The following is a 6,468-nucleotide window of genomic DNA, read 5'->3' on the forward strand; positions in this document are numbered from 1 at the left end:
ACCGCGGTGCCGCGGTCGTTGTGCGGGTGCAGGGACAGCACGATGCTGTCGCGCCTCGGCAGGTGGCGGTCCATCCACTCGATCGAGTCGGCGTAGACGTTGGGCGTGGCCATCTCGACGGTGGCCGGCAGGTTGATGATCAACGGCCAGTCGGGGGTGGGATCGATGACGTCGATGACTTTGCTGCAGACCTCGAGCGCGTAGTCGAGCTCGGTGCCGGTGTACGACTCCGGCGAGTACTCGTAGGAGATCTCGGTGTCGGGGGTGAGGATCTCGGCGTACTTCATGACAAGGCGCGCGCCCTGCGTGGCGATGTCGGTGATCCCGTCACGGTCCAGGCCGAAGACGACGCGTCGCTGCAGCGTGGACGTCGAGTTGTAGAAGTGGACGATGGCCCGCTTGGCGCCCACCAGCGACTCGAAGGTGCGTTCGATGAGGTGCTCGCGGCACTGCGTCAGCACCTGGATGACGACGTCGTCGGGGATGTGGTCGCCCTCGACGAGCTGGCGGACGAAGTCGAAGTCGGTCTGGCTCGCGCTCGGGAAGCCGACCTCGATCTCTTTGTAGCCCATGTCGACCAGGAGGTTGAACATCGCCAGCTTGCGGGCGGGGCTCATGGGGTCGATCAGGGCCTGGTTGCCGTCACGGAGGTCGACGGCGCACCACCGGGGCGCGGTGGTGATGGTCTTCGCCGGCCACGAACGGTCAGGCAGGTCGACCGGTGTGAAGGGCTGGTAGCGCGCCGCGGGCATACGGCTGGGCTGCTGGGGTGAGCTGACGGAGCTGTTCATCGGATCCTCGGGTGTCTGTCAGTGCCACGATTCGTGGCTGGCGAGCGGTGGCCGGTCATGACAAACTCCGCGCCGAGGGGTCCGACCTAGTGGACCTCGGCGCGGCAAAGAAGAAGCAAGCGGATCTGCAGCACCTGATTAGGCTAGCAGCATGACTTCTCAGGCGAGCAGCGATCACTCCACCAAAGGCGCGTACGTCCACCAAGGCGCCGAGTTCGACCGGGACATGAACTACATACCCGACCGCATCACGAAGGACGCCCGTGACGGCTGGCCGGTCGAGTCCGGCCGCTACCGGCTCATCGTGGCGCGGGCGTGCCCGTGGGCCAACCGCGCCATCATCGTGCGCCGACTGCTCGGCCTCGAGGACGCCTTCTCGATCGGCTACTGCGGACCGACCCACGACAAGCGCAGCTGGACGTTCGACCTCGACCCGGGCGGGGTAGACCCGGTGCTCGGCATCGCGCGCCTCCAGGAGGCCTACCTCAAGCGCTACCCCGACTACCCGCGAGGCATCACGGTGCCGGCGATGGTCGACCTGCCGACGGGCCAGGTAGTGACGAACGACTTCCCCGCCATCACCCACGACTTCTCGACGGAGTGGTCAGAGCTTCACCGCGAGGGCGCTCCCGACCTGTGGCCCGACGCGGTGCGCGATGAGATGGAGGACGTCATGCAGCGCGTCTTCACCGAGGTCAACAACGGCGTCTACCGCTGCGGGTTCGCGGGCTCGCAAGAGACGTACGAGAAGGCATACGACCGGCTGTGGACCGCTCTCGACTGGCTTGAGGAGCGTCTGGCGACCCGACGTTTCCTGATGGGCGACACCATCACCGAGGCCGACGTCCGGCTGTTCACGACGCTGGCGCGCTTCGACGCGGTCTACCACGGCCATTTCAAGTGCAACCGGCAGAAGCTCTCCGAGATGCCCGCCCTGTGGGCCTACGCGCGCGACCTGTTCCAGACCCCGGGCTTCGGCGAGACGACCGACTTCGGGCAGATCAAGGCCCACTACTACGTCGTGCAGGAGGACATCAACCCGACGGGGATCATTCCCAAGGGGCCCGACCCCGACGTGTGGCTGACCGCCCACGGCCGCGAGGAGATGGGCGGACGTCCATTCGGTGACGGCACGCCGCCCCTACCCGAAGTCGTTCCCTTGGCCGAGGGCTGAGTTCGCGCGTGCCAGGATCTCGACGATGACATCGGTCTTGGCGTCGGCGTAGTCGTTGGTGTCCTCCCACGCGCGACCGCTGAGGTCACGCTTGACCGACTCGTAGAGATGGCGGTCGTCATCATTGCGCCGCAGCCAGTCGCGAAAGAGCAGGTGGCGCATCTCCCACTCACTGCCGAGGGCGCACACGTGCACGTGGACGTCACGTGCGGGCGACCGCAGCATGCGGTGTCCCGGTTCGCGCACCCGCAGCACATATCCAGCATGCTCCAGGTTGGGCACGTAGGCCGTCTCGTCGTCAGGGTCGGCCACGCTCAGGTCGATGTCGATGATCGGCTTCGCGGCAAGGCCCGGCACACTGGTCGAGCCGATGTGGTCGATGCGGAGCACCCGGTCACCAAGAGCGTCGACGATGCGCGAGCACTCGGACTCGTAGCGCGTCGACCACGACGGGTCGTGATCGACGATGAGGATGCCGCGCCGCTCCGGACCGCCAATCAGTACCGACTCGTCCCGCCCACTCATGACGCCAGTGTGGCAGTGCTCCCCAGGCGTGTCGTCGAGGCGTAACGGCCTCGTCCGGCGAGCGATCGCGGAAGAACCGCCGCGCGCAGCCGTTCGGGCCGGGTGGCGTCTGACGGCAACGACGCCAGAACCGCGCGGAGGTCGGCCACACCGTCGCCCTCCTGCAGTCCGTTGCGGGAGAAACGAGACGTCTCAACCCGCCTGAGCAGTTTGGCGAGGGCCTCAGAATCGGTGCCGGGACGCCCCTGGAGCCTGGCGGCAAAGCCGCGCGGCGTGTCGGTCGCCGACGTCACCACCCCGAGGTCGCGGGCAGAGTCCTCGAGCTCGCGCCACAGCGGATCGGGCGACGAGCGGCCGCGGCGAAACCTCCACCTGCGACGCGCCGCGCGGAGCAGGCCGGGAGCCGCACCCAGGACCAAGATCCCACCGATCGTGATGAGTGCCGTGCGCGGAGCCGTCTGGGACGTGCTGGGTGTCTTGACCGGCGCGACGCTGTCGAGACGCTTCGCGTCGCGCGGCGTCTGCTGCCGGTCACTGGTCGTCGCGCCACCCGAGTCGGTATTGGCGGAACCAGAGCTGGGCTCGTCGAAGCGCGTCGCCGTGCCCACGCCCGGCGTCGGCTCGAACTTCGTCCAGCCGCCTCCCGCGAAGTAGAGCCCGGTCCACGCGTGAAGGCCCTCTGACGTCGCCTCGTACTCGGCCCGCCCACCGGTGATGCGGAGAAAGGCGCCCGGCGCGTAGCCGACAGCAATGCGCGAGGGAATGCCGACCGAGCGCGCCATGACCGCCATGGCCGACGAGAAGTGCACGCAGTAGCCAGCCTTGGCCTTGAGGAACTTGGCGATGACGGCGACGCCGTTGCCGTCATAGCCGTCCGCGACGGGCGCGGTCTCGGAGTAGGTGAAGTCGCCGTCGCGCAGGTAGGACTGCAGCGCGATGGCTCTGTCGTAGTCGTTGGTGGCGCCGGCCGTGACCTTGCGCGCGGTGTCGCCGATGATGGCGGGCATCGCGGCCGGCAGCTCGACATACGGACGCAGCGGCAGCCCCACATTGGTCGTCAGCTGTCGCATCTGCGTCGCGGTCGGCCGAATGTCCAGGCTCGACACCGTGTACTTCTGCCCACGGGAGCCGTCGGTCCGGGACTCGAGGGTCATGCCGAGCCGCTGCCACTGCCACGACCCCTTGAGACCCGAGACGTCGGACAGAGCCGGGTAGGGCACCGGCAGCATCGAGCTGCGCAGCTGCTTGATGGTGATCGTCGTCCTGGCCCGGTCAACCTTGATGTTGCGGTTGACGCCCATCTCACCCTCGGAGGTGACGAAACCGTTGGCCTTGCTCGGCCGCCACGTCTTGCCAGTGAAGTTGCGCAGTGTCGCGACCTTGAGATAGGGCGGACTGTCGAGGCTCGTCGAGTAGGTGAGCGCGGTCACGGGCGAGGTGCGTCGAAGGTTTTGGCCGAGCTTGAGCATCGGGTTGATGCCACTGCCGAAGACCGCGGACGGTGGTTTGCCCCACGACGCAGCGACGGCGCTGATGTCTGGAGACACGACGGGGAACGCCACGGCGGCAGCGAGCGCGGCAGCGCCGAGCGCCATCGCCGGCACCCGGTCGCGCATGGCTGTCTGGTCGGCTGACGACGTCCTGGTCCTGAGGATCAGGAGCCACAGGGCCGCGACGCTGACGAACAGCCACCCCGATGGCGTGGTGCCCGAGATGAGCGATGGCGTCACGAACACGGCGACAAGGAGCACGCCCACCGTCAATGCCGCCCGCTGACGCTCCAGCAGCGCGTCGGCCACGATGACCAGCAGGCCGAACGACGCAGCAATCATCAACACGATGGGTTTGGCCGCGGCAACCGGCGCCTGCTCGTCGGCGACGATGTTCTGGGCCGATGAGACGAGGCTCGACAAGGTCCTGAAGGTGTCGGGCGTCGGCAGGAACACCAGCAGGGTTGTCGGCACGAAGATCCAGATCAGCGCAAAGAACTCCCCCACGACGGCGATCGGCACGACCCAGCGGACGCCAAGGCCACGAAGCACGGCGCAGGTCAGGCCCGAGAGAATTGCCACGAGCAGCGTCGTGATCCACCAGTCGCTGCCCTCGATGACGGTGCGGGAGCCCGACAGCAGGATCGCGAACGCCAGCGCAATGATGCCGTGGTCGAACCATGTGCTCCGGGTTGTGCGCCGGGCGGCTCGGCGCGTGGACTTCTCAGCTCGCCACATCGGCGCGCACCCCGTCGAACTCGCTCCACAGCTCTGCGACGTCGTCGGTGGGCCGGTAGATCACAACTCGCCACTGGGCGGCTTCGAGCACCTCGAGCGCCTCGGGACGACTGCCCGCCGCGACGAATGCCAGCACCGCCCGCGACGCTGCCACCACGCTCGTCCAGTGGCGTGCGCGATCGGCCGTGAGGTGGCCGAGGACGACGAAGGACGCACGTTCGGGTGCCACGATGCGGTCGTGGTCGTTGGCGTCCGGCTCGAGGACGGCAAGGTCGACCATGGCGTCCTCGACGGTGTCGTGTCCGTCGGCGATGTGGCGGTCGGGCGACAGGGCGTTGGACTGCAACGCGACGACGTAGCCCGCCCGGACGAGATGCGACATGATCGACGCCGCGGCGACGATGCCCCACTCGAGCGAAGCGGAATGCTCCCACTGACCCTTGCGGTCACGGGCGGTGCCCTGGCTGTCGGGGTGGCACTCGAGGAAGACCGCCGCGCGCGGATTGATCTGCTGCTCCACCTGGCGCACCATGAGTTCTCCACGGTGGGCGGTGGCCTTCCAGTGCAGCCGGTTCATGGCGTCACCGGGCAGGTAGCTGCGGGCGATGATGTCGTCGTCGCCGACGCCGACGTGCTGCGGTGCAGGCCGGGTGACCCCGTCGTCGCTCTCGCCTCGCGGGGCGATCGCCGGGAGCTCGACGATTTTGGGCAGGACTGTCAGCGGTTCCGCAGATCCGAACGCGTGCCGGCGAGACGCCAACCCGAACGGGTCGAGGACGTCGATGCGAAGAGGGCCGACAAGGTGACGGCCTCGGCGAAGGCCCTGCAGCCCGTACGAGAAGGAAGATCGCGAGGTGGAGCTGTGGCTGCCTCCGAGGGGCGGGAGGAGTCCGGCCGCGTCACCGGAGATGCCCTGCGGGAGATGGTCCTCCCAACTCGCCCCCGAGCAAGGCAGGACCGAGAGGTTGGTGACGCGCAGCGTCGCTTTCGCACTCAACCCCGGCGCCACGACCTGCGGGCTGAACGAACGCTCGATGACAACTCGCGAGTGCCCGAGAAAGACGAATCCCGTGGAGAAGATCAGTAGACCCAGCAGCAGACCGGTCACGTACAGGAGCGCCGGCAACGACAGGAGCGGTGCGGCCACGAAGCTCACGACGGCACCCACGAGGAACCCGATGCCGCGCCCGGTCATCACGACCGAGCTGGCGGCAGTGCGAAGACGAGCAACCGCACTGGCCTTTTGCGTGGTGTCCCTGGGCATGGTTCTCAGCTCAGCTCGAGTGGACTGCGGCGGTGGGCACCGGGGTTTCGGCAACGATGCGCTGCACCACGTCCTCGACGGTCGCGGAGCCCCGCATGGGGATGAGCCGGTGCGGCAGGACGACCGGGACGAGCGTGTCGACGTCGTCGGGCAGGACGTAGTCGCGGCCCTGGCCCGCCGCGCGAGCCTTGGCCGCGCGGACGAGCTGCAAGGTGGCACGGGGGCTGGCGCCCAGGCGCAGCCCACTGTGGACCCGCGTCGCCTGGACGATGTTGACGGCGTACTGCTCGACCGACTCCGACACGTGGATGGCGCGTGCCGTGGCGATCATGGACTGCACGTCTTCGATGGAGGCCACCGCGACGAGCTCGTCGAACGGGTTGTGCGCCTCGCGGCCTCGCACCATCTCCAGCTCGGCGGCTGCCGACGGGTAGCCCATCGAGATGCGGGCCATGAAGCGGTCGCGCTGGGCCTCCGGGAGTGCGT

At 68.1% G+C, this 6,468-nt stretch carries 5 protein-coding genes and 1 pseudogene; 1 reads left to right on the top strand and 5 read right to left on the bottom strand.

Going from position 1 to position 6,468, the window contains the following annotated elements; genetic code table 11:
* Nucleotides 1-791: pseudogene (locus tag H7290_RS13955) on the bottom strand (2-isopropylmalate synthase); the annotation flags it as partial.
* 151 nt (nucleotides 792-942) lie between these two features.
* Here H7290_RS13955 and H7290_RS13960 point away from each other — a divergent pair.
* Nucleotides 943-1,965 carry a glutathione S-transferase C-terminal domain-containing protein gene (locus H7290_RS13960; RefSeq protein WP_290514623.1) on the top strand — a complete coding sequence of 341 codons (1,023 nt, stop codon included), beginning with the start codon at nucleotides 943-945 and terminating at the stop codon, nucleotides 1,963-1,965.
* On the opposite strand, the gene H7290_RS13965 is transcribed toward H7290_RS13960, so the two are convergent.
* The 4 genes from H7290_RS13965 to H7290_RS13980 form a co-directional block, all read right to left on the bottom strand.
* Nucleotides 1,933-2,490: a GrpB family protein gene (locus H7290_RS13965; protein WP_290514624.1), complete on the bottom strand. Its 558-nt coding sequence runs from the start codon at nucleotides 2,488-2,490 to the stop codon at nucleotides 1,933-1,935. The two genes, H7290_RS13960 and H7290_RS13965, sit on opposite strands and share 33 nt — an antisense overlap.
* A complete protein-coding gene (locus H7290_RS13970; protein WP_290514625.1) occupies nucleotides 2,487-4,718 on the bottom strand; it encodes a DUF3488 and transglutaminase-like domain-containing protein in 2,232 nt (743 codons plus the stop codon). Before H7290_RS13970 ends, H7290_RS13965 begins: the two co-directional genes overlap by 4 nt.
* Nucleotides 4,705-5,982: a DUF58 domain-containing protein gene (locus H7290_RS13975; protein WP_290514626.1), complete on the bottom strand. Its 1,278-nt coding sequence runs from the start codon at nucleotides 5,980-5,982 to the stop codon at nucleotides 4,705-4,707. The genes H7290_RS13970 and H7290_RS13975 overlap by 14 nt, the downstream gene beginning before the upstream one ends.
* A 10-nt stretch (nucleotides 5,983-5,992) precedes the next feature.
* On the bottom strand, nucleotides 5,993-6,468 hold a 476-nt coding region (locus H7290_RS13980; RefSeq protein WP_290514627.1), incomplete at its 5' end, for a MoxR family ATPase.

Source organism: Aeromicrobium sp. (assembly GCF_014378035.1).
GTDB lineage: Bacteria > Actinomycetota > Actinomycetes > Propionibacteriales > Nocardioidaceae > Aeromicrobium.